The 23,771-nt window shown below is 40.9% G+C and carries 23 protein-coding genes; 12 read left to right on the top strand and 11 right to left on the bottom strand.

The genetic code is table 11. The features are described from left to right. The first annotated feature begins 20 nt into the window (after window positions 1-20). From IL356_RS05625 to IL356_RS05615, 3 genes are all read left to right on the top strand, one after another. Window positions 21-2,066, top strand: a complete 2,046-nt coding sequence (locus IL356_RS05625) for a hypothetical protein (protein ID WP_225621394.1) — start codon at window positions 21-23, stop codon at window positions 2,064-2,066. 144 nt (window positions 2,067-2,210) lie between these two features. Continuing rightward, window positions 2,211-2,519, top strand: a complete 309-nt coding sequence (locus IL356_RS05620; protein ID WP_121850407.1) for a T9SS type A sorting domain-containing protein — start codon at window positions 2,211-2,213, stop codon at window positions 2,517-2,519. Between the two features lie 164 nt (window positions 2,520-2,683). Continuing rightward, window positions 2,684-3,010, top strand: a complete 327-nt coding sequence (locus IL356_RS05615) for a T9SS type A sorting domain-containing protein (protein WP_121850408.1) — start codon at window positions 2,684-2,686, stop codon at window positions 3,008-3,010. A gap of 48 nt (window positions 3,011-3,058) precedes the next feature. On the opposite strand, the gene IL356_RS05610 is transcribed toward IL356_RS05615, so the two are convergent. Further along, the gene (locus IL356_RS05610; RefSeq protein WP_121850409.1) at window positions 3,059-3,490 is read right to left on the bottom strand and encodes an FKBP-type peptidyl-prolyl cis-trans isomerase; all 432 of its coding nucleotides are present in this window, start codon (window positions 3,488-3,490) and stop codon (window positions 3,059-3,061) included. A 211-nt stretch (window positions 3,491-3,701) separates the two neighbouring features. On the opposite strand from IL356_RS05610, the gene IL356_RS05605 reads away from it, so the two are divergent. Continuing rightward, complete coding sequence (locus tag IL356_RS05605; protein ID WP_121850410.1) at window positions 3,702-4,679, top strand: LuxE/PaaK family acyltransferase; 978 nt, start codon at window positions 3,702-3,704, stop codon at window positions 4,677-4,679. Here the strand turns inward: IL356_RS05605 and IL356_RS05600 are convergent. Together IL356_RS05600 and tyrS are read right to left on the bottom strand one after the other, a co-directional pair. Then, window positions 4,676-5,206, bottom strand: coding sequence for a hypothetical protein (locus IL356_RS05600; protein WP_121850411.1), 531 nt, complete (start codon window positions 5,204-5,206; stop codon window positions 4,676-4,678). The genes IL356_RS05605 and IL356_RS05600 overlap by 4 nt on opposite strands. An 86-nt stretch (window positions 5,207-5,292) precedes the next feature. Beyond that, a complete protein-coding gene (gene tyrS, locus IL356_RS05595; RefSeq protein ID WP_121850814.1) occupies window positions 5,293-6,588 on the bottom strand; it encodes a tyrosine--tRNA ligase in 1,296 nt (431 codons plus the stop codon). Window positions 6,589-6,690: 102 nt separating this feature from the next. Here tyrS and IL356_RS05590 point away from each other — a divergent pair, with 102 nt between their 5' ends. Then, a complete protein-coding gene (locus IL356_RS05590) occupies window positions 6,691-7,698 on the top strand; it encodes an NAD-dependent epimerase/dehydratase family protein (protein ID WP_121850412.1) in 1,008 nt (335 codons plus the stop codon). Here IL356_RS05590 and IL356_RS05585 read toward each other — a convergent pair. The 3 genes from IL356_RS05585 to IL356_RS05575 are packed head-to-tail and all read right to left on the bottom strand — an operon-like array spanning window position 7,655 to window position 10,175. After that, the gene (locus IL356_RS05585) at window positions 7,655-8,104 is read right to left on the bottom strand and encodes a DUF4296 domain-containing protein (protein WP_121850413.1); all 450 of its coding nucleotides are present in this window, start codon (window positions 8,102-8,104) and stop codon (window positions 7,655-7,657) included. The genes IL356_RS05590 and IL356_RS05585 overlap by 44 nt on opposite strands. A gap of 6 nt (window positions 8,105-8,110) precedes the next feature. After that, complete coding sequence (locus tag IL356_RS05580; RefSeq protein ID WP_121850414.1) at window positions 8,111-9,445, bottom strand: dihydroorotase; 1,335 nt, start codon at window positions 9,443-9,445, stop codon at window positions 8,111-8,113. 1 nt (window position 9,446) lies between these two features. Beyond that, window positions 9,447-10,175 (bottom strand): polyprenol monophosphomannose synthase, encoded by a 729-nt coding sequence (locus IL356_RS05575; RefSeq protein ID WP_121850415.1) that lies wholly within the window; start codon window positions 10,173-10,175, stop codon window positions 9,447-9,449. 195 nt (window positions 10,176-10,370) lie between these two features. Between IL356_RS05575 and IL356_RS05570 the strand changes: the two genes are divergently transcribed. From IL356_RS05570 to IL356_RS05560, 3 genes are read left to right on the top strand one after another with little or no spacing between them, the layout of a single operon-like run. Further along, the gene (locus IL356_RS05570; protein WP_225621393.1) at window positions 10,371-12,002 is read left to right on the top strand and encodes an ArnT family glycosyltransferase; all 1,632 of its coding nucleotides are present in this window, start codon (window positions 10,371-10,373) and stop codon (window positions 12,000-12,002) included. After that, window positions 12,002-12,658 (top strand): DUF4271 domain-containing protein, encoded by a 657-nt coding sequence (locus IL356_RS05565; RefSeq protein WP_121850417.1) that lies wholly within the window; start codon window positions 12,002-12,004, stop codon window positions 12,656-12,658. Before IL356_RS05570 ends, IL356_RS05565 begins: the two co-directional genes overlap by 1 nt. A gap of 10 nt (window positions 12,659-12,668) precedes the next feature. Then, on the top strand, window positions 12,669-13,415 hold the full coding sequence (locus tag IL356_RS05560; protein WP_121850418.1) for a uroporphyrinogen-III synthase: 747 nt from the start codon (window positions 12,669-12,671) through the stop codon (window positions 13,413-13,415). A gap of 62 nt (window positions 13,416-13,477) precedes the next feature. On the opposite strand, the gene pckA is transcribed toward IL356_RS05560, so the two are convergent. Next, complete coding sequence (pckA, locus tag IL356_RS05555; protein ID WP_121850419.1) at window positions 13,478-15,094, bottom strand: phosphoenolpyruvate carboxykinase (ATP); 1,617 nt, start codon at window positions 15,092-15,094, stop codon at window positions 13,478-13,480. Window positions 15,095-15,124: 30 nt separating this feature from the next. Next, window positions 15,125-15,511 (bottom strand): DUF423 domain-containing protein, encoded by a 387-nt coding sequence (locus IL356_RS05550; RefSeq protein ID WP_121850420.1) that lies wholly within the window; start codon window positions 15,509-15,511, stop codon window positions 15,125-15,127. A gap of 78 nt (window positions 15,512-15,589) precedes the next feature. Between IL356_RS05550 and IL356_RS05545 the strand changes: the two genes are divergently transcribed. The 4 genes from IL356_RS05545 (at window position 15,590) to IL356_RS05530 (ending at window position 18,486) form a co-directional block, all read left to right on the top strand. Continuing rightward, complete coding sequence (locus IL356_RS05545; RefSeq protein WP_121850421.1) at window positions 15,590-16,960, top strand: saccharopine dehydrogenase family protein; 1,371 nt, start codon at window positions 15,590-15,592, stop codon at window positions 16,958-16,960. 66 nt (window positions 16,961-17,026) lie between these two features. After that, window positions 17,027-17,497, top strand: a complete 471-nt coding sequence (locus IL356_RS05540) for an Lrp/AsnC ligand binding domain-containing protein (RefSeq protein ID WP_121850422.1) — start codon at window positions 17,027-17,029, stop codon at window positions 17,495-17,497. 40 nt (window positions 17,498-17,537) lie between these two features. Then, complete coding sequence (locus IL356_RS05535) at window positions 17,538-17,864, top strand: hypothetical protein (protein WP_192466532.1); 327 nt, start codon at window positions 17,538-17,540, stop codon at window positions 17,862-17,864. Window positions 17,865-17,967: 103 nt separating this feature from the next. Further along, window positions 17,968-18,486 carry a ferritin gene (locus tag IL356_RS05530; RefSeq protein WP_121850423.1) on the top strand — a complete coding sequence of 173 codons (519 nt, stop codon included), beginning with the start codon at window positions 17,968-17,970 and terminating at the stop codon, window positions 18,484-18,486. Between the two features lie 83 nt (window positions 18,487-18,569). Here IL356_RS05530 and IL356_RS05525 read toward each other — a convergent pair whose 3' ends face one another. The 3 genes from IL356_RS05525 to IL356_RS05515 form a co-directional block, all read right to left on the bottom strand. After that, entirely contained in the window at window positions 18,570-19,265 is a 696-nt protein-coding gene (locus tag IL356_RS05525; RefSeq protein ID WP_121850424.1) for a zinc metallopeptidase, read from the bottom strand. Between the two features lie 125 nt (window positions 19,266-19,390). Then, window positions 19,391-20,491 carry an alanine dehydrogenase gene (ald, locus tag IL356_RS05520; RefSeq protein ID WP_121850425.1) on the bottom strand — a complete coding sequence of 367 codons (1,101 nt, stop codon included), beginning with the start codon at window positions 20,489-20,491 and terminating at the stop codon, window positions 19,391-19,393. Window positions 20,492-20,673: 182 nt separating this feature from the next. Continuing rightward, window positions 20,674-23,724, bottom strand: coding sequence for a leucine--tRNA ligase (locus IL356_RS05515; protein ID WP_121850426.1), 3,051 nt, complete (start codon window positions 23,722-23,724; stop codon window positions 20,674-20,676). Between the last annotated feature and the right edge of the window lie 47 nt (window positions 23,725-23,771).

Below are 23,771 nucleotides of genomic sequence, written 5' to 3'. Positions count from 1 at the left end.
TAATATTTAAAACAACAATTATGAAAACGAAAACAATCAAATTTTCAATGATTTTCGCCATGGTTTCAGGGCTTTTCCTTGCCAGCTGTGGTAATGATGATGGGGGCACTACTCCACCCCCACCAGCAGCGGCCACTTGCTCCGATGGTGTTCAGAACGGTGATGAAACAGGTGTTGACTGCGGTGGATCTTGCGCCAACTCTTGTGAGGCTGCTGAAGATACTGCCTTAACAGGTTCTATGACTGAAGACAGAGAACTAGACCCATCTAAAGAATATACTATTACCGGAGTATTCAGTGTTGAAAGTGGTGCTACCCTTACCATTCCTGCTGGAACAAAAATCGTATCAGAAACTGGTACTGATAGATATATTGTAGTTCAAAAAGGTGCTATGATCGATGTTCAAGGTACTGCTGCTGCTCCTGTAATTATGACTTCAGCCAATGAAACTCCTGGAGACTGGGGTGGTTTGGTAATCGCTGGTAACGCTGAAACTACTGAAGGTGTTGACGCAACTGCCGAAGTAGGTGGTATTCTTTACGGTGGTTCTGCCAATGATGACAACTCTGGTTCTATTAGCTACTTGGTAATTAATTATGCCGGTGCTCAAATTAACTCAGAGTCTCAATACAATGGTCTTACTCTTTACTCTGTTGGTTCTGGTACAGCTATCGACAATGTTGCTATCTTGAACGGTACCGATGACGGTGTTGAGTTCTTTGGCGGTACCGTTAGCGCTACAAATCTTTACCTAGAAAACAACGAAGATGATGCTGTTGACTGGACAGAAGGATGGAGCGGTTCTATCACCGATACTTACGTACTTCATACCAATGCCGGTTTCTCTACTGCTATCGAAGCTGACGGTGTTAATGCCAACCCAACTATCACGAACTTCACTGCCGTATCTACAAAAGGTGGTACTGCCCTTCAGTTCAAGAAAGAGTCTGGTGCAACTATCACAGGTCTTTCTTTGACAGGTTACCAAACTTCTGTCGATATGCCTAACGATGGTCCTTTGGCCAACATTCAAATCGATGGTGCCGATGCCGATCCAGCAATGACTTATTTAGCTGATCCATCAGTTGATATTTCTGCTTTCGCATGGGTTTCTACTGAAACTTCAGTTGAAACTATGGATTTAGTAGGTACTGTTGATGCCGATATGGAATTGGATTCTGACATTATCTACAGATTGACTGGTAGCCTAAGCGTTGAAACTGGTGCTACATTGACTATACCTGCTGGTACCGTAATCATTGCCGATGCGGCTGAAGGTGAATCAACAAGTACTTATATCGTAGTTAAGAAAGGTGCCATGATCGATGTTCAAGGTACTGCTGAGGCTCCGGTAATCATGACTTCTAGCGACCAAAACCCTGGTGATTGGGGCGGTTTGTTACTTTTAGGTAACGGTGTTACTTCAGAAGGTGTTGATGCTACTGCAGAAGTTGGTGGCTTCCAATACGGTGGAACTGACAACACAGACAACTCTGGTTCTATCAGCTACTTGGTTATCAACTATGCCGGTGCTCAAATCAATTCAGAATCACAGTACAACGGTCTTACTCTTTATGCAGTAGGTTCAGGTACTACCATTGAAAACGTAGCTATCTTAAACGGTACCGACGATGGTGTTGAGTTCTTTGGAGGTGCTGTTAACGCAAGCAACTTCTACCTAGAAAACAACGAAGATGACGCTGTAGACTGGACAGAAGGTTGGAACGGTACTTTGACCAACACTTATGTTTTACATAGCGTAGCTGGTTTCTCTACTGCGGTAGAGGCCGATGGTGTTGATGGTGCCGATCAGGCAAACAACCCAACATTAGAAAACTTCACTGCTATTTCTAGTGTTGACGGTACTGCTCTTCAGTTCAAAAAGACTACTGGTGCTACTATCACAAATCTTTACTTAGAAGGTTATGCTACTTTGGTAGATATGCCTAACGATGGTCCTTTGGCCAATATTCTAATCGATGGTGCTGCCGCCACTACAGAAGGTCCTTATACTTCTGGCACTCAAGTTGACGTTGCAACGTTTGCTTGGGCAACTGGTGAGTAATCACGATTAAAAAGCATAACAAAAACCCCGCAATTGCGGGGTTTTTTACTTTCTATCCAGAAAATGAGACCGTTTATACGATCGAGCAACGAAGGATATAAAGATTTAGTATATTTGTGGTACATTTTTTGTTTAACCTACCATATGAAGCACCTTTACCTACTAGTTACATTGCTTTTTGTTTCCTTTACGTACGGGCAAGATCGTAACGGTAAAGCCGATATTGATGGGTTCAAGCTATACCCCAACCCAGTAACCGATGGTAAGGTTTATATCAGCACTACGAAAAATGCCCCTAAGCAAATCGCTATTTATGACGTTTTAGGAACCAAGGTTCTCGAAACAAAAATTACCGGCAAAGAATTATTCTTGGCCGACTTAGACGCCGGGGTATACGTACTTAGAGTATATGAACTCAATAATGTTGCCACCAGAAAGCTGATTATCAAATAGGTTTCATATTTCAATTCAAGGCTACTGGTCTTCCGCCGCTGGATGTGCTTTCCCGAAGACAATCCATCACTTAATAACATACATTTATAGCCATTTGACAACATTTTTAGTGCTTCAATTGAAGGTATCGCTATCTTTAAGGTATTGATCCCAAATCAATTACCATGCGCCTACTCTTTATTTCTATGGCTTTCTTATTTTTCACTCTAAACCTATCGGCGCAGGAGAGTGAATTAAGAATGGCAAGTGAACAATTAAATCGACCAGAGTTAAAATTATATCCCAACCCAGCCTACGGCGAATCGGTAGAATTGATTACCCATAGCAAGGCCACTAAAGAAGTGAGGGTGTATGATGTTTTTGGCAAGATTGTTCTTGAGCAAAAGGTATTTAGAAATACCCTTGTCATTTCAAGTTTAGAACCTGGTATCTATGTACTTCAAATAAAGCAAGAGCAGCACAGTTTTAATCGAAAACTTGTTATAAAGTAAAAGCCCCGCTTGTGCGAGGCCCTATAAATTACCAGAAGTTTATACTTACTATAATATTTCTACTACTTCTAGATCAAAAATCAAATCTTTTCCGGCGAGTGGGTGATTGGCATCTACCACTATTGAATCTTGTTTAACATCTTTCACGATAAGATTCATTTTTTGTCCGTTCGGTCCTTCCGAAACTAGACCCATTCCTATTTCCGGCTTTATATCTTGAGGTAATTGACTTTTAGGCACTTCTTGTATCAACTGCTCGTTCGTTTCACCATAAGCTTCGGCCTTCGGAATATTTACGGTTTTCTTTTCGTTCACTTTCATATCGATTATACCCTTTTCAAAACCGGGAATAATTTGTCCTTGCCCCACGGTAAATTGCAATGGCTCTCCTCTTTCAATTGAACTATCGAAAACTTGACCGTCTTCCAATTTTCCTGTATAATGTACTTTTACCGTATCATTATTCTTTACCTGACTCATACTTTTTAGTTTAAGGTTTGACCGAAAATTCGGTTAAGCGGCAAAGGTATAGGTCTGAAAACGGACTCAAAATATTCAGATAGTTATCCTTCTTATTTAATAAAGGATTAACGCCATACGTGCCAGATGTTAATTTTCTTAACATTAATTTACTCTAGCTCTATCAGCCTATCTACTATCGGAGATTCGTACTTTTGTGAAGGATTAGAGTATGGCAAATCAATCAATTTTTAATATTGCTACAACTGAGGAATTCGAAAGTGCCACCATGGAGACTTTTCAATTTCAATATCAGAACAATGAGGTCTATCGCTTGTTTTGCGACTACTTAGAGAAATCTCCCAATATTATCTCAAAGATTGAAGACATTCCCTTTTTACCCATCTCGTTCTTCAAAACACACCCGATTATATCAGGTATAGGCCAGGCAGAAACTGTTTTCACCAGTAGTGGTACTACCGGAAGCCAAACGAGCAAACACCAAGTTCTTGACCTGAACCTTTACGAGGAAAGTTTTTTGAAGGGGTTTGAACTATTCTATGGCGATATTTCAGACTATTGTATTCTAGCACTGCTTCCCTCTTATCTAGAGCGCAATGGCTCTTCGCTCATTTATATGGTAGACCGGTTGATAAAGGAGAGTAAACATGAGGCGAGCGGTTTTTACCTAAAGGACCTTACTTCTTTGGTAAGCAATCTATCCTCCCTAGAAAAAAAGAGTCAAAAGACATTACTTATTGGCGTTTCTTTCGCTCTTTTAGATTTAGTCGAGGAGTATGGACTTAGCCTTGAACATACTATTGTGATGGAAACAGGAGGGATGAAAGGACGTAGAAAGGAACTGATTCGGGAAGAGTTGCACGAAATTCTCACCAAAGGTTTTGGTGTAAGGCAAATTCATTCGGAGTATGGTATGACAGAACTCCTATCTCAGGCTTATTCTAGCGGAAAGGGTATTTTTAAAACTCCGCCTTGGATGAAAATTCTGATTAGGGATACGGAAGACCCGCTAAGTTATCAAACCATCGGAAAAACCGGTGGCATCAATGTTATCGATCTGGCCAATAGAGATTCTTGTTCGTTCATAGCAACCCAAGACCTGGGTAAGTTACACTCGGATGGCAGTTTTGAGATATTAGGCCGATTTGACCATTCAGATGTACGTGGATGTAATCTAATGGTTCTTTAGAGACCTAGAATTTTAGCATCCACAAAAAAAGTAGAGTTCACTTCGATTTCATGGTCTCTACTAATGGCTTCATCGGTTACTGTATATAACCGTAAACTGAACTTATCTTTCTTAATGTATTCTTTTAAATCGATATCGATAACATCTACATCAAGCGTATTACCCGTGTTGGGGTCTACCTGTGCCTCTTCAGCAATCTTTATCTCATCAAGATCTTCGGCCGAGATGTAAATCTCAATCGATTCTAAAAAACTAAAGTCAGCGTCTTCAGGAGAAGTAATCTTCAAGACCAACTGCTTAAGGCGAATTTCTTCTATTAAATCTTTACGAGTATCATTGACTTCAAACTCAGATTCTGAGTTCGTTTCTACATCGGGAGTAAAAATATCGAAAGGTAAATCAACCCCCATGGTTGAAGGTATCGTCACGTTACTTTTGTAGTCGATATCAAATTTGGTAAGCTCATCTATCTTATCACAACTCACTAAAAGAAAGATAGCGATTACGCCATAAATTAGGTTTTTCATTGCAATCAGTTTTCTTTTTCTGAAAATTCTAACGCAAGAAAATTTAAAATATTGGCTAAGAGCTTATTGTAAAATCAATTACTTTCTTAGACTACGACAAGAACGAAATAATTTTTCTTACCCCGTTGCAACAAAACGAACTTGTTGTTGATCAAGTCGGTATCTGTAATCATGTAGTCAGCTTTCACCTTTTCTTTGTTAACAGAGATAGAGTTCTGCTTAAGCTCTCGCCGTGCCTCACTATTAGAACCTAGAAATCCGGTCTTGTCTGCCAAGGCACCGATCATATCAAGACCGCCTTCTAATTCGGATCTAGAGACCTCAGCTTGGGGCACACCCTCGAAAACATCTAAGAATGTCTTTTCATTAAGCTTTCTCAAATCTTCTGAAGTTGATTTCCCAAAGAGAATATTACTGGCCTTTTGTGCATTTTCCAAATCATCTTCTGAATGAACCATTACCGTGATTTCTTCGGCCAAACGCTTCTGAAGTTGTCGTAAATGCGGAGCTTCTTTATGCGATTCAACTAATGAAGCCACCTCATCTTGACTCAAAAAAGTAAAAATCTTAATGTACTTTTCAGCATCTTCATCTGAAGTGTTCAACCAGTATTGGTAAAAGCGATAAGGTGATGTTCTCTCGGCATCTAACCAAACATTACCACTTTCGGTCTTTCCGAATTTTGTACCATCGGCCTTGGTAATTAACGGACAGGTAAGGGCAAAGCCCTTGCCGTTACCGATTCTTCGAATCAATTCGGTACCGGTAGTAATATTTCCCCACTGGTCGCTACCACCCATTTGCAGTGTGCAATTGTACTTTTCGTACAGATACAAAAAGTCGTAGCCCTGAACCAACTGATAGGTAAATTCAGTGAACGACATACCTTCTTTTGCTTCCGCAGAAAGTCTCTTCTTCACCGAATCTTTGGCCATCATATAGTTGACCGTTATATGCTTGCCAACATCTCTAATAAAGTCAAGAAAGGAGAAATCTTTCATCCAATCATAATTATTGACCAATACGGCACTGTTGTCAGTATCGCTATCAAAATCTAAAAAACGGCTTAACTGCTCTTTCAGGGCATTTTGATTATGCCTTAAAGTAGCTTCATCAAGTAAGTTTCTTTCTGCAGATTTCCCCGAAGGATCACCAATCATTCCTGTGGCACCACCGATCAATGCATAGGGTTTATGACCGGCCAACTGAAAATGGCGAAGCATCATCACCCCTACCAAATGCCCGATGTGCAAAGAATCTGCCGTAGGGTCGATACCTACATAGGCAGACTGAATGCCGTTCATCAGATGTTCTTCGGTTCCGGGCATTGCATCATGCAACATTCCCCTCCATTTTAATTCTTCAACAAAGTTTGATGCCATTTTAAGCTGTTTCTTAAATTTCATGCAAATATAAAGGTTAATAACCGCCTTGCCCTGTAAGTTTAAAGGAATTTATACGGCCCTATTGCCTATTTTTGAAACATGATTCTAGTTACAGGAGGTACCGGATTGGTAGGTGCGCATCTATTATTAAGATTGACAAAAGAAAACGATTCGGTACGGGCCATTCGAAGAAAAGAGAGTGATCTGGAACAGGTTAAAAAAGTATTCAGCTATTATGAAAACGACGTAGCGACTCTTTTCAATAAAATTCAGTGGATTGAAGCAGATGTAACTGACATTCCCGCTCTCGAAACAGCTTTTGATGGCATTGATTTGGTATACCATGCCGCCGCCCTTATTTCATTTGATCCGGCAGATTACAAAAAACTTTACAAAGCCAATACCGAGGGTACGGCCAACATCGTAAATCTTTGTATAGCCAAAAAAATTCGTAAGCTCTGTTATGTAAGCACCATTGGTGCTATCGGAAAAAGCTTGAAGGGAAAAAATGCCGATGAAAACAATGCCTGGACCAGCCAAGACGCAAATGTTTATGCCCTTACCAAACATGCCGCAGAAATGGAGGTATGGCGTGGCTCTCAAGAAGGCTTGGAAGTTGTAATAGTAAACCCCGGAGTTATTATCGGCCCTGGGTTTTGGGAAACCGGAAGCGGTTCCCTTTTCAAAATAGCCAGCAAACAACATCAATTTTACCCTCCGGGCGGTACAGGGTTTATCATTGTTGACGATGTGATAGAAATGATGGTCGGCCTAATGAATTCAGACATCAAAAACGAACGGTTTATTGCCGTAGCAGAAAACCTGACCTACCTAGAGATACTCACACGAATAACGAAAGCCATGAATCTTAAACCGCCGTTTAAAGAATTGAAAAAATGGCAGCTGGAGATAGGAAGATGGTTCGATTGGCTGAGAAATCTATTTATTAAATCGGGTAGAAGAATCACCAAGAACTCGGTTCGTTCTCTTCACAATCGAGAACTATACCAAAATGAAAAGATAAAAGAACGGATGGGCTTTCAATTCCAGCCGCTTGACCCGCTTATTTCGTTTTGCTCTCGGAAATTTCTCGAAGAGAATCCTTAACCCTTTGAGCCTCTTCTTGCTTACGCTCTAACTCTATTCTCTTGATACTATCTTGAACTTCTTTGGCTTCTTTAAAGACATTCTGGTCTTTTTCCAATAAAGCCTCCACATTTAGATACATGGTCTTATATTCTGCAGGTAACGATGCATAATATTTATCGCTCTCAACAAATTGCAGGCTATCAACGTCATACTTCGCATAGATATACTCCATAATATCAACATTGTTTTCACGAAGCACACTTACATTCGTTGTTTTGGCCGCATTAATGATCGCTACATCTTTCAATATCAAGACCATCTTATCTTTACCAATAAGGTTCTCGGGCGGTTCAATCAACTGGTCATTGCAAGCGCACAAAAGAACCACGGAGCAAAACAAAACTATTTTTAATTTGATAGCCATCGTTACCTAACGGTTAAAAGTGAGTCTACGACCATGGGTTTCGGGGGAGAATTTACCGTTTGCATAAGCCATATGCCCGTTGACAAAAGTATGGGTAATTTTAGAACCAAAGGTATGGCCCTCAAAAGGTGACCAACCACACTTGTAGGCGATATTGCTTTTCTCTACCTTCCAAGGATTGTCTAAATCGGCCACTACCAGATCGGCATAATACCCTTCCCGCAGATAACCTCGATTTTCTATATCAAAAAGAATAGAGGGGTTATGGCACATTTTTTCGATAATTTTTTCAAGTGAGATTACTCCTTCGTGATATTTATCGAGCATAGCGGGCAAAGCATGTTGTACCAACGGCCCTCCTGAAGGTGCTTTGGTATACACATTCTCTTTTTCTTGCAACAAATGGGGTGCATGATCGGTAGCGATTACATCAAGCCGGTCGTCAAGCAAAGCTTCCCATAATCGAGATCTATCTTGAGCCGTTTTCACGGCCGGGTTCCATTTGATAAGCGTGCCCTTCTCATCATAATCTTCATCGGCAAACCAAAGGTGGTGTATACAAACCTCTGCTGTAATCTTCTTATCTTTTAAAGGAATGTCATTTCGAAAAAGTGAAGTCTCTTTACCTGTAGAGAGATGAAAAACATGAAGCCTTGCACCCGTTTTCTCAGCCAAGGCTATGGCTTTCGAAGATGATAGATAACAAGCTTCTTCACTACGAATCAGGGGATGAAATTTAACGGGAATATCATCTCCGTATTTTTCTTTGTATTTCGCTAAATTAGCTCGAATGGTGCCTTCGTCTTCACAGTGCGCCGAAATGACCATTTCGGTGCTGCTGAAAATTTTCTCTATGACCTCTTCATTGTCAACCAGCATATTACCTGTAGAAGAGCCTAAAAAGAGCTTGACACCGGAACAAGCTTTTTTGTCCAACCGCTTGATTTCTTCAAGGTTGTCATTGGTACCACCAAACAAAAACGAATGATTGGCAAAAGCGCTTTTTGCGGCCATGGCAAATTTCTCTTCGAGCTTTTCAATGGTCACTGTCTGCGGATTGGTATTCGGTTGCTCCATAAATGAAGTAATACCTCCGGCGACAGCAGCGCGACTTTCAGATGCGATATCACCCTTATGCGTCAAGCCTGGCTCCCTAAAATGAACTTGGTCATCTATTATTCCCGGCATTAGGTACTTTCCGTTTACATCTAATACCTCTGCCGATGCCTCGGTAATGTCACGGTCGATTCTTTCTATTCGATCGTCTTTCAATAGAACATCACTTTCGTAAACCTTATTCTCATTTACAAGAATCGCGTTCTTGATCAAGATCTTTTTCATACTAAAACTTACTTTTTTGAAACAAGCTTCTCAGTTTCATCATAAAAACTCCGATTACGGCCTCATTGATGATGGCCGAGCTCATCTTCGATTTGCCCTTGACCCTATCCCTAAAAATAATCGATATTTCTTCAATTTTGTAGTTCTTGAGATAAGCCCTGAATTTCATTTCTATTTGAAAAGCATACCCCACAAAACGTACCGAGTCAAGATCTATATTTTCCAGAACATGCCTCTTGTAACAAACAAAGCCGGCAGTAGGATCATGTACACGCATACCGGTAATCACCTTTACATAAAATGAGGCCCCATAAGACAAAAGAACTCTATAGAGTGGCCAGTCGACCACATTAACCCCTTTTTTATACCTTGATCCTACAGAAACATCTGCCCCGTTCAGACAAGCCCTGTACAATCTTGGAAGATCCTCAGGATTGTGCGAGAAGTCAGCATCCATCTCAAAAATGAAGTCATATTTTTTAGCAATGCCCCATTTAAAACCGTGAATATAAGCGGTACCCAAACCTGACTTCTCGGTACGTGTCTCTAGAAACAAGCGGTCGCTATATTCTTCTTGCAGCTCATTTACCTTGCCTGAAGTGCCATCTGGCGAGTTGTCATCTACAATTAAAACATGAAAAACCTTGTTCAAAGAAAATACAGCCCTGATGATGGCCTCTATATTCTCAATTTCATTGTATGTGGGTATAATTACAAGACTATCTGACATACGTGGGTCAATGGTTGCGCAAAAATAGTGTTTTCGAGGCTGTTGGGGCAGACCCGTGTAGGAATTGTGAAATTTTTAGACATTGTTGAAATATCATAATTCGTAATTTTGCCCGTTGTATAAGCAAATGCCCACCTTTAAACTGAATTCATCGAACCAATAATGAAGTCCAGCCTTTCCCGAAAATTCCTTCTTTTGCTAGGAGTCATTTTTGTGCTCAACCTAATTCAGTCGTATACCACCCCTTTAATTTTTGATGAGGCCTATTATTGGCATTACGCCCAAAATTTAAGTTGGGGGTATTTTGACCATCCGCCTTTTGTGGCCCTTATGGTCAAGTTGGGCGGTCTTGTTTTTGAAGGAGAACTTGGGGTTCGTTTCGTCAGCTGCATTCTCTCGGCAGCGATGATGATTGTTTTATGGTTATGTATCGACGATGAGCGAAAGAAAAATTACGAAGTTCATTTCTTTGTCTTGGTGTTTTCTATGGCGCTTTTGAATGCCTATGGTTTTTTTACCCTGCCCGATACACCCCTTTTGTTCTTCACGGCACTGTTTCTCTATGTTTATAAAAGATTTCTTGAGCATGGCACTTGGTTATGGTCATTAGCACTTGGCCTAACGATGGCGGGTCTTATGTATAGCAAGTACCACGCGGCATTGGTCATTTTCTTTGTTTTGTTCTCCAACCTCAAATTGACTTTGAACAAATATGCTTGGGGTGCCGTTCTTATAGCATTGGCATGCTACGTTCCTCATTTTATCTGGCTTTTTGACAACGATTTTGTTACCATTAAATACCATCTTTTTGATAGGCCGAACGACCCCTATAGTTTTACTAAATACACTTTAGGTTACTTTGTAAATCTTATCGCACTATTCGGGCTTACTTTCCCTTGGGTTTATTGGTCGCTGTTCAAGACGAAGAATACCGATAAATTCACCAAGGCATTATTATTTCTGACCTACGGCATTATCATTTTCTTTTTCGTATCGAGTTTCAACCGCCGTATTCAAACACAATGGATTATTGTTATCACCATTCCTTTAATCTTATTGGTTTTTAGACAAATAATGGCTCATAATTCCATAAGAAAATGGATTTTTAGAACCGGAATCGCCAACGGAATTTTAATACTATATCTTAGAGTTGGTCTCGTCTATGAGTCTATCTCTCCCATCTATTATGAAACCCATGGCAATAAAGAATGGGTAGCGCAGATTAAATCTGAAATTGGCGATATGCCGGTAGTTTTTGAGAACTCGTACCGCAATGCGCCCATGTACCAATTTTATGCTCATGTACCTACCTACTCACTGAACAATCTGATGTACCGCCGCAATCAATATTCCATTGATGATTCGGAAAGCAAGGTACAGCACCAGAAAATCTTGTACATTTCAAGAAGACCTTCTAATGCCGATCTAGAATTCCCGAAAGGGGACGGCAAAATGTATTACGGACAGTTTATTGATGATTTTGAATCTTTTCGAAAGTTAGAAACTTTGATTGAAGAGCCTGTCTCACTCAATTTTGAGCAGAACCAAACGTTTAAGGTATACAATCCGTATAACGAACCGATAGACTTGAGTAAACTAAAGTTCAATATTGCCTATTTGACACCCTATAAAGACGTGAAAGACCGTATGGCAATTAAGGCAACACCTCTTGAAAAGAATATAAGCTCATTGCCGGCCAAAGACACAGTTTCGTTTAGTTTCAAGTTTCCCAAACCCAAAATGTCAGATCCTACGTATTTTAGGATAGGTATTTCTGAAAACGGACTCATACACGGCATTAATGGCGTAAACACAAAATTTGAATAATGGAACCTATACTACGTACCGTCGGAACCGCTGATTGGATGACCATTATTCTAGTGACCAGCCTCGTCTTCTTGGTATTGGCCAAGCGACTTTTTTACACACGGTTTATGAATTTCATCATACTGCCCTTCAACAACAAGTACATATTTATGTATAATAAGAAAGAGAAATTAGTCAGCTGGTTTCATATTTTCTTTACCATTTTTCAAACATTGAATTTTGCCTTGTTCGTCTATTTGGTCAGAAAGGTCTTGATTGCCCCTTCGACCGACGAATACCCTTTTATGTACCCAATTATATTAGGGTGCATCGTAGGTTTTTTGGTCGTGAAAATGGTTTTACAGCTAAGTAATGGCTTCATTTTTGGCTCGAACAGAACCATAGGTGAGTTAATTTTTAAGAAATTGTCATACTTAAACTACAGCGGCTTAGTTATGTTCATTGCGAATTTACTAATGGTATATGTAGTAAAAAACTCAATCGTTATCGTTTATGCTTCAATTCTAATCATTCTCCTCATAAATATAATTGGTTGGGCCACAGTACTGAGGAATCATCAAAAATTTATAACCAACTACTTTTTCTATTTTATTTTGTACCTTTGCGCTCTTGAAATTTCCCCGTTTATTATTATTGGCAGTTATCTGAAACTTTAATTCGACTTATATGAAAGTAAAGACGATTTTGGTCTCTCAACCGGAACCAAAAATGGAGAATTCGCCTTACTCAAGGCTGATTGACAAGGAAAAAGTCAAAGTTGATTTTAGGCCTTTCATCCATGTTGAGGGGGTTGATGCAAAAAATGTCCGCCAGCAAAAAATTGATCTTAAGAACTACTCCGCTATCATTTTGACCAGTAGAAATGCTGTAGACCACTTCTTTAGAATTGCGGAAGAAATGCGCTTTAAGGTGCCGGACACCATGAAATATTTCTGTCAGTCGGAAGCTGTAGCCTACTATTTGCAAAAATATGTGGTTTACAGAAAGAGAAAAATTTATGTAGGGCAGAGAAACTTCCAAGACCTGGTTCCTTTGTTCAAAAAGTATAAAAACGAAAAGTTTTTACTTCCTTCTTCCGATGTTTTAAAGGAAATAATTCCTACAACTCTAGATGAAGTTGGTGTTGATTGGAAACGCGGTATTTTTTACAAAACCGTCATCAGCGACCTTTCAGACCTTCGTGATGTATACTACGATATCTTGGTTTTCTTCAGCCCTTCAGGCATTGAATCATTATTGAAGAATTTCCCTGATTTTGAACAAAAAGAAACCCGTATTGCAGTATTCGGTAATTCTACCATTACAGCAGCGACCGACGCGGGTCTTCGAATCGACATTAAGGCACCGACACCTGAAACCCCATCAATGACCATGGCACTTCAAAAGTATATTACTACGGTAAACAAGAAGTAAAAAGGTTCTACAAAACACATTAAAAAAGCCCGTTACATCAACGGGCTTTTTCGTATCTAAAACTAAAAGGCATACCGCTGCGGACCGCCACGACGAATTTCTTCGCTGGCATAAGACTCAAACTTTTTAAAGTTCTCACGAAATGCATTGGTCAATTTAAAGGCAGTGGTATAATATGCCTGATCATCGTTCCAAGTGGCCCTCGGGCTCAAAACACTGGTAGGCACACCTGGGCACTCACGAGGTTGCGCTACACCAAAAACCGAATGAATATGGTAATCATCATAGTTGTATAGACCAAGGTCTCCGTTTAGAACGGCATTGATCATGGCCCTTGTGTATTTCAGTTTCATTCGCGTACCAACACCATACGGTCCACCCGTCCATCCGGTATTCACCAACCATACGTTCACTTTTGCTTCCTGCATTTTCTTACTTAGCATTTCGGCATATTTCGCAGGATGCAAAGGCATAAACGGAGCCCCGAAACAAGCAGAGAAAGACGGGATGGGTTCAACCACACCAGCTTCGGTTCCGGCCACCTTAGCAGTGTAACCCGATATAAAGTGGTAGGCCGCCTGGCTCGGTGTGAGTTTAGAAATGGGAGGCAGAACACCAAAGGCATCCGCCGTTAAAAAGAATATATTTTTTGGGTTCTTGCCAATAGATGGCCTTTGAACATTTTCTATATGATAGATGGGATAGCTAACACGGGTATTTTGGGTAATGGAGGTATCGGAGAAATCAACCCTTCCATGTGCATCCATCACAACATTCTCAAGAATGGCGCCTTTCTTGATCGCACCGTAAATTTCAGGTTCATTTTCCTCTGATAGATTGATTACTTTTGCATAACAGCCTCCTTCAAAATTAAATACGGCATTTTCATTGTTCCAACCATGCTCATCATCACCAATTAATTTTCGGGAAGCGTCAGTAGAAAGGGTGGTTTTACCTGTTCCGGAAAGACCAAAGAAAATAGCTGTATCACCTTTGGCACCAACGTTCGCCGAGCAGTGCATGGGCAAAGTATTCTTTTCAACAGGCAAAATAAAGTTGAGCGCCGAAAAAATGCCTTTTTTGATTTCTCCCGTATAACCGGTGCCGCCAATCAAAGCTATTTTTTGTGTGAAGTTGAGAATGGCAAAATTATGTTGTCGCGTACCATCGACCTCTGAGTTCGCCATAAAACCTGGGGCATTGATGACCGTCCACTCCGGGTCGAAGTTTCGTAATTCTTCCTCGGTAGGGCGAATGAACATATTGTAGGCAAACATATTCGACCATGGGTATTCATTTATTACCCTAATATCCATACGGTAATTATGGTCGGCGCAGGCATAACAATCACGTACATACAATTCTTTACTGTTCAAATAAGCGATTACTTTTTTATAGAGCGCATCAAACTTATCCGCTTCAAAAGGTATATTGATATCTCCCCACCATACCCTATCTTTCGTCACCTCATCTTTAACAATAAATCGATCTTTGGGCGATCGTCCGGTAAATTCACCTGTTTTGATAGCCAATGCTCCCGAAGAAGCTACTTCGCCCATACCTTTTTCTAAAGAGATTCGATGAAGTTCTTTCGGTGGCAATTGATAATGAAAATTGTCATGTTCGATACCGTAGGCCTTCAAAGAAATGCGAGACCTATTGTTCTTTAAGTTGTTCATGAAGTTGAGTTTATCTGTAGTTAAAGTTTTTTAGTCCAAACTTTTATATACCCTGTAGCCCAATAACCCCCAGCCTACAATCAAAAGAGTGCCCCCAATAGGCGTAATAAAAGCTATTGACTTAAAATCAAAACCCGTCAATGAATTGGTCGCCAATAGATAAATGGAAAAGGAGAAAAATACGATTCCAACAAGCAGCAACCAGAATACGCTCATTTTAGATTTTTTGGAGAGATTAGGCATAATAGCCACTAAAATCATGAGCAAGGCGTGGTACATTTGGTATTTGACTCCTGTTTCAAAAGTCTGAAGAGCCCCATCGTCTAAAACCTTTTCAAGACCGTGCGCCCCAAAAGCACCAATAATTACGGCCAGCATTCCTAATGCGATTCCCGACAAACAAATTGTTTTGTTCATAACATCAAATATATTCTTTTTTGTATTTATAACAATTGATACCTTAGTAGTACGAATGTTGAACAAAAATAATGGCCTATGCGTAAAATATTGGTCCTTGGAGCTGGCAAATCAACTTCTTACCTTCTTGACTATTTTTTGGAGAAATCTGAATCGGAAAAAATTAGAATCACTATCGGTGACCTACACCCTGAAGCGATTGCTCCCCATATCAGAAACCATCACGCCTGTGAAGTAGTTTCGTTAGATATTTTTGAGGAAGCATCTCGTCTGCAATTGATATACCAAAGCGATATTGTAGTCTCAATGCTTCCTGCAAGTCTTCATTACATTATCGCCAAAGATTGTCTCATTAAAGGCAAACACCTCGTTACCGCTTCATACATCAGTTCTGAACTAAAAAAGCTTTCTAAAGATGTGGAGCATAAAGGGCTGATCTTTATGAACGAAATCGGCTTAGATCCCGGCATCGACCATATGAGCGCCATGCAGGTTATCGACCGTATTCGAAATCAAGGTGGAAAAATGATTTTATTCGAGTCTTTCACTGGAGGATTGGTAGCACCCGAGAGCGACAACAACCTATGGAACTATAAATTCACTTGGAACCCGAGAAACGTAGTGCTTGCAGGACAAGGCGGAACCGCCAAATTTATTCAAGAGGGCACCTATAAATACATACCGTATCACCGCTTGTTCAGGCGTACCGAATTTTTTGACATTGAGGGGTATGGGCGTTTTGAAGGATACGCCAATCGCGACTCGCTCAACTATCGAGAAGCCTACGGACTCAAAGATGTTCTCACCCTATACAGGGGTACCTTAAGGCGTGTCGGCTTCTCAAAAGCATGGAACCTATTTGTACAGCTGGGCATGACCGATGATAGCTATATAGTTGAAAACTCAGAAGGAATGTCTTACCGTGACTTCACCAACCTTTTTCTGCCCTATTCACCTACCGATTCGGTTGAACTCAAATTACGTCATTACCTAAAAATCGATCAAGACGATATCATGTGGGAAAAGCTACTGGAGCTAGATTTGTTCAACCCCGAAAAAACCGTTCCCTTGGAAAATGCCACTCCCGCCCAAATGTTGCAATACATTTTAGAATCATGTTGGACTTTGAGCGATACTGACAAAGATATGATAGTCATGTACCACAAATTCGGATATGAGCTTGATGGAGAAAAATATCAGATAGACTCCAATATGGCGGTTATCGGCGAAAATCGCACACATACGGCCATGGCAAAAACGGTGGGCCTTCCAGTTGCGATGGCAACGTTGGCCATATTAAACAAAAAAATTACCACCCCCGGGGTGCAAATACCGCTTAAAAGCGAAGTATATGAGCCTATTTTGTCAGAACTTAAATCATACGGAATAGCATTTAAGGAGTACGAAGTGCCCTATCTCGGTTACAACCCTGAAACTTTCATTGTTTAATAGCATCTTCCAAGTTATCGATTCACTATATTTTCGTTAATTTGAACATCAACTTGAAACGAAATCATGAAATCTGATAACGAAAATGTCAAAATAGATGGCATTGACAAAAAAATACTTAGATATCTCATGGAAGATGCGCGTAAACCTATTCTTGAAATAGCCCGAAAAATCGGTATTTCAGGGGCGGCCATTCATCAACGTCTTCGAAAGTTAGAGGCGTCCGGCCTTTTATCGGGGTCTAAGTTTGTCATCAACCCCAAAGTAATGGGCTATACTACGATGGCCTATATTGGCATTTATTTAGATAAGGCCATGAGCAATCCGGCAGCGGTAAAGCAACTGGAGAAAATTCCCGAGGTGCTCGAATGCCATTACACCACTGGCAACTGGTCGATTCTTATAAAAGTGCTTTGTAGGGATAACGAGCATTTGATGCATGTTTTAAATAAAGAGATCCAACAAATTGAAGGTGTATCAAGAACTGAAACCTTTATTTCGCTCGCACAGCAAATTGATCGACAAATTCAGATATAATATTTGTATTAAATCTAAATAAGGATTATTTTTGTCCTCAATGGAGCTAATTCACTCATCGAACTACTACGCTTTTTTCCAATCGGATAAGGAAAGATGCTTTTATATTGATTTTGGCCAGAAGGTGGTACGACTATCTTTCTGCCAGTTGTTGGCTTTACGACAAAAAGTATGGGCCATTCGTATAGAAGACCATTTCGATGGTGAACTCAATGCCCACGGATTCGAAATTTTAGCCCTTTGTAATAAAGAACACCTTTTTGTTCTTAATACTTTAGAAATTTTAGACCTTAAAGAACTTCTTATCGGAGCTTTCTCTTTTTTCGATATCTGCGTTCCTACTTCAACCCGAGCCCAAAGGGTCTAGTTCTTCACTAATTTTTAATCAATCTAAAACCAGTTACAAACTAGCCTGACTAGTAGCTAAATAGCTATTTCTTTGGTATCTTTGGTGTAGAAAGTTAGATACCATGAAAGATATAGCTAGACAAAGTTTGAGTATAAAGGTCGAAAGTATGGACCTACTCAACAATCAGATAAAAATGGAGGCACACGCCTCTGCAACATACTTGGCCATGGCCTCTTGGTGTGATCAAAACGGATTTTTCACCGGCGCCAAATTTTTCTATAAGCAAGCGGAAGAAGAGCGCGAGCATATGATGAAAATTTTTCAATTTGTCATCGATGCCGGCGGAAATGCCATTTCGCCTGAAATAGGTGGAATTTCACATGAATATTCTTCTATTGTAGATATTTTCGAGAATGCTCTAGATCATGAAATACGAGTGACCAAATCAATTCATAATATTGTGATGAAAGCCCGTGAAGTGGGTGATTTGGCTACAGAGCGTTTTCTAGACTGGTTCGTATTGGAGCAAGTGGAAGAAGAGAACACCATTCGCGATATTCTCGATATGATCGAGTTGACCGGCACCGAAGGCGTAGGTCTACAAATAATCGATGGCAAAATTAATGATTGGATAGACTAATTTATCCAAAAAGAAAAAAGCTTATAAACTAAAAGACCCCGAACCAATGGTTCGGGGTCTTTTTTTATTTTTCTGAACGAAACTTAATCCCTTCCGCCAAGTACCTGCATTCCCCAATAGACCAATGTTGCCAAAGAACCTATAGCAGCCACCAAGTAGGTTCTAGCCGCCCATTTTAAAGCATCTTCTGAACCCTTATATTCTTCCGGGGTTACCATGTTCTTGTTTTTTAGCCAAGCCAGGGCACGGTTACTGGCATCATATTCAACAGGCAATGTCACAAAACTGAACAATGTGGCAAAACCCATCATTACCAAACCTGCTATGGCAATCCAAAAACCCAAACCGACTCCGGCTGCCGCACCAAGCATCAATCCACCAAAAACAACCCACATCGAGAAACTGGAAGTAACACTAACTATTGGCACCAATTTAGATCTCATCGTCAACCACTCATAGGCCTGTGCATGCTGTACCGCGTGGCCGCATTCGTGTGCCGCAACCGCTGCCGCCGAGGCATTTCTCTGACTATAAACACCCTCACTCAAGTTTACGGTTTTGTTCTTCGGGTTGTAGTGGTCGGTCAACATTCCAGGAGTTGAAATCACCTTTACATCACGAATGCCGTGGTCTGCCAACATCTTTTCGGCAATTTCGGCTCCGCTCATCCCGTTTCGTAAATGCACTTTAGAATAGTGCTTGAACTTACTTTTTAGTTTGCTACTTACGAGCCAGCTCACCAAGGCAATGGCTCCGATAAGTATATAATAACCCATCATAATTTTCTAATTTAATCGTAATAAAGATACTAAGTTTCCCCATCCAATGGGAAACCTTCTTCACTTAACGTCAAAAACCCCGCCATATTAGAACGGGGTGCTCCTTACTGACAAAATGTACATGGTCAGGCTTTCGTTCCCGTCCAATTGAAGGCCTCTATAATTTCCCTATAAACCACCTTCCCATCGGTGATATTAAGTCCCTTTTGCAAAGAACTATCCATCTCACAGGCTTTTTGCCAACCCAAATTGGCCAACTTAAGAACATACGGCAGGGTAACATTCGTCAAAGCCATAGTCGAAGTATAGGGCACGGCACCGGGCATATTGGCTACCGTGTAGTGCAACACATCATCAATTATATAAACAGGGTCTTCATGGGTAGTCGGCCGTGTAGTTTCAACACAGCCACCTTGGTCAACGGCTACATCTACGATAACGGTGCCCGGCCTCATTTCGCTCAACATATCTCTAGTGATTAGATTGGGGGCTTTTGCGCCTTTGAGCAACACTCCGCCAACTATGAGGTCGTGTGACCTTATGTGCTTTCTAATATTGAATTCATTTGAAAACTCGGTTACTACGTGCGGTGGCATAACATCGTTTACATAGCGCAATCGTTTCAAATTAATGTCAAGAATGGTTACGTGGGCGCCCAATCCTGCTGCCATTTTAGCAGCCTGAATACCAACGACTCCCGCCCCTAACACCAGAACCTTACCAGGTGCTACCCCAGGCACACCACCTAAAAGTACCCCTCTACCCTTGGCCGGTTTCTCCAGGTATTTGGCTCCCTGCTGAATCGCCATTCTACCGGCCACCTCTGACATCGGTGTCAACAAGGGCAGGGTGCCGTCTTCATCTTCTACCGTTTCATAGGCAATACAGGTCGCACCACTCTTAATCATGGCCTTGGTCAAGGCTTCACTGGATGCAAAATGAAAATAGGTAAATATTACTTGCCCTTTCTGCACCATCTCATACTCTTCTTCAATTGGCTCTTTTACCTTCACGATCATTTCGTTCATGGCATAAACATGCCCGATGGTATCTAAAATGATAGCACCGGCCTTTTTATAGTCGTGGTCGTAGAAACCACTGCCTTCTCCGGCACCCGATTGAACATGAACGCTATGGCCATTTTTTACCAATTCGTAAACCCCGGCAGGGGTCATACCCACTCGACCTTCGTTGTTTTTGATTTCTTTTGGTACACCTATTTTCATTTGAGTTGCCTTTTAAGTTCCTTCAAAATTGGAATAAAAATTGGGCAACTGAAAACAAAGTCGTTAAAAACTAATGCTTAATAGGCTAGAAAACACATTTTTATAACAAAACACCCCTCAAAATAGAGGGGTGTTAATTTCAAAAGTTGATATTTTAGGAATTTCTAATAATAGAATAGCCGTTAGCCAACGATATTTACGATTTTACCGGGCACCACAATTACCTTTTTGGGGGTTCGCCCTTGTAATTGCTGCTGCGTTTTTTCGTGGGCCAATACAGCGGACTCAATATCTTCTTTAGACATATCCAAAGGAAGCTCTAGTTTAAAACGCATTTTTCCGTTAAAGGAAATAGGATATTCTTTGCTACTTTCTACCAAGTACTTCTCCTCAAATTTAGGGAAAGGCGCCTCAGAAATAGATTCTGTGTGACCCAATTTTTCCCAAAGTTCTTCAGCGATATGAGGCGTATAAGGCGATACTAGAATAATCAAAGGCTCTAAAATTTGACGACTGGCGCATTTTTGAGACGATAGTTCGTTTACGGCAATCATAAAGGTAGAAACCGAGGTGTTAAAGCTAAAGTTCTCAATATCTTCCTCTACTTTTTTAATGGTTTTATGAAGCGTTTTCCAAGAGTCTTTACTAGGTTCTTCGTCATTGACCATAAAAGCACCATCGACACCACCATGGTACAAACGCCAAAGTTTTTTCAAGAAGCTGTGAACACCGGTGATTCCGGCTGTATTCCAAGGTTTGGATTGCTCCAACGGACCCAAAAACATTTCATACAAACGGAGGCTGTCTGCCCCAAACTCTTCACAAATAGCATCTGGGTTGACTACGTTGTATTTGGACTTGGACATTTTTTCTACTTCGCGGGCAACTATATAACCATTTCCTTTCCCTATTATTAGCCTTCCAGTATCATCTACAAATATAGCTTCTGCGAATTCAGGCCGCCACTTTTTAAATCCTTCAATATCTAATTCGTCCGAAGCATTTACCAAAGAAACATCAGCGTGTATTTTCTGAATATCATCAACTCTTAAACTTACATTGGCAAAACCTTTCCCATACTTTCCTGTAAAAATATCTTCGAGTGAAGTTTGCAAATCGGCAGCAACGTCAGCATCTTTTACCAAACTAGAAACTAAGGTATAACTGACAAAAATCTGAGTATTGAGAACTTCATTTTTAATATTATAAGTCTCATCGAGGTTTTCTTTATCAAAACCTAACGTAATGGGCAACCTATAAACAAAGGCACTTGTCCCCGTAATCATCCCCTGGTTGATGAGTTTTTTGGCAAACTCGTCTTTGGGCACCAGGCCCTTATCGAACATAAACTTTTGCCAAAAACGGCTATACAACAAATGGCCGGTTGCGTGCTCGCTACCGCCAATATACAAGTCCACATCTTGCCAATAATTAATGGCATCTTGGGAGAAAATCTCTTGACTATTCTTGGGGTCCACGTTCATATATATATTGAAGTACTGCGAGCTACCTGCCCAACCAGGCATAGTATTCAAATCTAAGGCGAAGACCGTTTCGTTATCTATCTTACTGTTCGCCACTACTTTTTTGCTTACGGTATCCCAAGCCCACTCGGTGGCGTTACCCAAAGGCGGTTCTCCCGTTTCTGTTGGCAGATACTTATCCACCTCCGGTAAAGTTATTGGCAAATACTCTTCTTCGATCATGTACGGCAATCCATCGGCATCATAATACACCGGGAAAGGCTCACCCCAATAGCGTTGACGGCTAAAAACGGCATCACGAAGGCGGTAATTGACCTTGCCTTCTCCCTGGCCTAGTTTCTCCAATTCGGCAATCACTTTTTTGGTCGCCTCTTTATAGGGCAATCCGTTCAAGAAATCAGAATTGGCAATCACTGTATTTTCTTTGTCCGCAAACGCCTCCTCAGAAATATCAACACCTTCAAAAATATTCGGTATGTCGATATTAAAATGCTTAGCAAAATCATAATCGCGCTGATCGCCACAAGGCACGGCCATCACGGCACCTGTTCCGTAACCGGCCAAAACATAGTCTCCAATCCAAACAGGAATCGGTTCTTTCGTAAAAGGATGTTCTGCATACGCACCGGTAAATACTCCCGAAATGGTCTTTACATCTGCCATTCGCTCGCGTTCGCTTCGCTTGGCCGTAGCCTCGATATAGGCATCTACAGCCTCCTTTTGCTCAGGGGTGGTGATTTTTACCACCAAATCGTGCTCGGGAGCAAGAGTCATAAAACTTACCCCAAAAATAGTATCAGGTCTTGTTGTAAAAACTGAGATAGTATTCTCAAAATCCTTTAAGTTAAAGTCTACGGAGGCTCCAACGCTGCGACCAATCCAGTTGGTCTGTGAATCTTTTAAAGGCTGTGGCCAATCTACTTTTTGAAGTCCGTCTAACAATCGCTGGGCATAGGCGGTAATTCGCATGCTCCATTGGGTCATTTTTTTACGAACCACCGGGTGACCACCACGCTCAGAAACACCATTGACAATCTCATCATTTGCGAGCACGGTACCCAAGGCAGGGCACCAGTTCACTTCGCTTTCGGCCAAATAGGTCAGACGGTATTTTAGTAATAGTTCTTGTTTTTCCTTTTCTGAAAAAGCTTTCCAATCTTCTGCACTAAAAGAAGGGGTGTCTTCATCGCAAACGGCATTGATATCGGTGTTTCCGTTCTTCTCAAAAGCAGAAATTAAATCTGAAATATCTTCGGCCTTATCGGTATCGGTATTGTACCAAGAATTGAACAATTGAATAAACACCCATTGCGTCCATTTGTAATAATCGGGGTTAGAGGTACGCACCTCACGGCTCCAATCGAAAGAGAAGCCCATGCGGTCTAATTGATTGCGGTAACCCTCAATTTTCTTTCCTTCCTTATCAACTCCCCCTTCAATATTTACCCGAGTGGTATCGGCCGGATGCTGGCCTGTTTGAATGGCATACTGCTCCGCCGGAAGTCCGAAAGAGTCATAGCCCATGGGGTGCAGCACGTTAAAACCCTTATGCCTTTTATAGCGTGCATAAATATCACTGGCAATGTACCCCAAAGGGTGCCCCACATGCAGACCTGCACCGGAAGGATAGGGAAACATATCAAGCACATAAAACTTCTCTTTCTCAGAGTCGTTGCTGGCTTTAAATGTTTGATTTTTGGCCCAATATTCCTGCCATTTTTTCTCTATGCTATTGAAATCGTACTGCATGGGTGTGCTTTATTTTCTATGTCGCGCAAAAATAAGTTTATTCAATT

The sequence above is a fragment of the Euzebyella marina genome (genome assembly GCF_014855515.1).
GTDB lineage: Bacteria > Bacteroidota > Bacteroidia > Flavobacteriales > Flavobacteriaceae > Euzebyella > Euzebyella marina.
Note: the sequence above shows the minus strand (reverse complement) of the source record. Positions and strands in the feature narration are given on the sequence as shown.

Bases quoted from the DNA above. Each gene is read 5' to 3' on its own strand.
- IL356_RS05625 (WP_225621394.1), top strand. From the start codon at position 21: ATGAAAACGAAAACAATCAAATTTTCAATGATTTTCGCCATGGTTTCA.
- IL356_RS05620 (WP_121850407.1), top strand. From the start codon at position 2,211: ATGAAGCACCTTTACCTACTAGTTACATTGCTTTTTGTTTCCTTTACG.
- IL356_RS05615 (WP_121850408.1), top strand. From the start codon at position 2,684: ATGCGCCTACTCTTTATTTCTATGGCTTTCTTATTTTTCACTCTAAAC.
- IL356_RS05610 (WP_121850409.1), bottom strand. From the start codon at position 3,490: ATGAGTCAGGTAAAGAATAATGATACGGTAAAAGTACATTATACAGGA.
- IL356_RS05605 (WP_121850410.1), top strand. From the start codon at position 3,702: ATGGCAAATCAATCAATTTTTAATATTGCTACAACTGAGGAATTCGAA.
- IL356_RS05600 (WP_121850411.1), bottom strand. From the start codon at position 5,206: ATGAAAAACCTAATTTATGGCGTAATCGCTATCTTTCTTTTAGTGAGT.
- tyrS (WP_121850814.1), bottom strand. From the start codon at position 6,588: ATGGCATCAAACTTTGTTGAAGAATTAAAATGGAGGGGAATGTTGCAT.
- IL356_RS05590 (WP_121850412.1), top strand. From the start codon at position 6,691: ATGATTCTAGTTACAGGAGGTACCGGATTGGTAGGTGCGCATCTATTA.
- IL356_RS05585 (WP_121850413.1), bottom strand. From the start codon at position 8,104: ATGGCTATCAAATTAAAAATAGTTTTGTTTTGCTCCGTGGTTCTTTTG.
- IL356_RS05580 (WP_121850414.1), bottom strand. From the start codon at position 9,445: ATGAAAAAGATCTTGATCAAGAACGCGATTCTTGTAAATGAGAATAAG.
- IL356_RS05575 (WP_121850415.1), bottom strand. From the start codon at position 10,175: ATGTCAGATAGTCTTGTAATTATACCCACATACAATGAAATTGAGAAT.
- IL356_RS05565 (WP_121850417.1), top strand. From the start codon at position 12,002: ATGGAACCTATACTACGTACCGTCGGAACCGCTGATTGGATGACCATT.
- IL356_RS05560 (WP_121850418.1), top strand. From the start codon at position 12,669: ATGAAAGTAAAGACGATTTTGGTCTCTCAACCGGAACCAAAAATGGAG.
- pckA (WP_121850419.1), bottom strand. From the start codon at position 15,094: ATGAACAACTTAAAGAACAATAGGTCTCGCATTTCTTTGAAGGCCTAC.
- IL356_RS05550 (WP_121850420.1), bottom strand. From the start codon at position 15,511: ATGAACAAAACAATTTGTTTGTCGGGAATCGCATTAGGAATGCTGGCC.
- IL356_RS05545 (WP_121850421.1), top strand. From the start codon at position 15,590: ATGCGTAAAATATTGGTCCTTGGAGCTGGCAAATCAACTTCTTACCTT.
- IL356_RS05540 (WP_121850422.1), top strand. From the start codon at position 17,027: ATGAAATCTGATAACGAAAATGTCAAAATAGATGGCATTGACAAAAAA.
- IL356_RS05535 (WP_192466532.1), top strand. From the start codon at position 17,538: ATGGAGCTAATTCACTCATCGAACTACTACGCTTTTTTCCAATCGGAT.
- IL356_RS05530 (WP_121850423.1), top strand. From the start codon at position 17,968: ATGAAAGATATAGCTAGACAAAGTTTGAGTATAAAGGTCGAAAGTATG.
- IL356_RS05525 (WP_121850424.1), bottom strand. From the start codon at position 19,265: ATGATGGGTTATTATATACTTATCGGAGCCATTGCCTTGGTGAGCTGG.
- ald (WP_121850425.1), bottom strand. From the start codon at position 20,491: ATGAAAATAGGTGTACCAAAAGAAATCAAAAACAACGAAGGTCGAGTG.
- IL356_RS05515 (WP_121850426.1), bottom strand. From the start codon at position 23,724: ATGCAGTACGATTTCAATAGCATAGAGAAAAAATGGCAGGAATATTGG.